Annotated in this window: 1 protein-coding gene and 1 pseudogene; both read right to left on the bottom strand. The window is 64.5% G+C overall.

Annotated features, from left to right (window positions below; genetic code table 11):
• Positions 1–806: UDP-glucose dehydrogenase family protein (locus JQ628_RS34395; protein ID WP_212231068.1), on the bottom strand; the 806-nt coding region annotated here is incomplete at its 3' end.
• Positions 791–1,021, bottom strand: a pseudogene (locus JQ628_RS34390) (hypothetical protein); the annotation flags it as partial. The pseudogene JQ628_RS34390 and the gene JQ628_RS34395, both read right to left, overlap by 16 nt.

The following is a 1,021-nucleotide window of genomic DNA, read 5'->3' as shown; positions in this document are numbered from 1 at the left end:
CGGGTATCCTTGGGAAAACAGGAACCGCCGAAGCCCGGACCGGCATGCAGGAACTTGGTGCCGATGCGGTTGTCGAGGCCGATGCCGCGCGCCACTTCCTGGACGTCGGCGCCGACTTTTTCCGAGAGATCGGCGATCTCGTTGATGAAGGTGATCTTGGTGGCGAGGAACGCGTTCGCCGCGTATTTGATCAGCTCCGCGGTGCGCCGCGCCGTGTACATCATCGGCGCCTGGTTGAGCGACAGCGGCCGGTAGACGTCGCCGAGCACCTTGCGTCCGCGCTCGTCCGAAGTGCCGACCACGATGCGGTCGGGGAATTTGAAGTCGCGGATCGCCGCACCCTCGCGCAAGAATTCCGGATTGGAGGCGACCACCACGTCGGCCGACGGGTTGGCTTCGCGGATCAGCCGCTCGACCTCGTCACCGGTGCCGACCGGCACGGTCGATTTCGTCACCACCACCGTGAAGCCCGACAGCGCCGCTGCGATCTCCCGCGCCGCGCTGTAGACGTAAGTGAGGTCGGCATGGCCGTCGCCGCGCCGCGACGGGGTGCCGACCGCAATGAACACGGCGTCGGCTTCGGCGACCGGGGCGGCCAGCTCGGTGGTGAAATCCAGCCGCTTGGCCTTGACGTTGGACGCTACCAGCGCATCCAGCCCAGGTTCGAAGATCGGGATCTCGCCGCGGCGCAAGGCTTCGATCTTGCTGGCATCCTTGTCCACGCAGATGACGTGGTGACCGAAATCGGCAAGGCAGGCGCCAGATACCAGCCCGACATAGCCCGTGCCAATCATCGCAATCCGCATGAAACCAACCCGTATCTAGCTACTGGTCGGCACCAGATCGCCAGCCTTTTGTTTGAGGCGTTTTCTTCACGCGAAAGGCGATACACTTCGCTTGAAGACGCTTTGCCCGGCGCGGCGACCAGGCGGTCGGCGGCGTCGAACACGAAAACATTGTCGGGATCGAGCACGGCATCGAGCGTCTGGCCGGGCTCGTATTCGTGCACGCCCTGCAGCAC

It is taken from the genome of Bradyrhizobium lablabi, assembly GCF_018129385.1.
Classification (GTDB): Bacteria; Pseudomonadota; Alphaproteobacteria; order Rhizobiales; family Xanthobacteraceae; genus Bradyrhizobium; species Bradyrhizobium lablabi_C.
The sequence above is the reverse complement of the archived record's forward strand: the minus strand, read 5'-3'. Positions and strand labels throughout refer to the sequence as shown.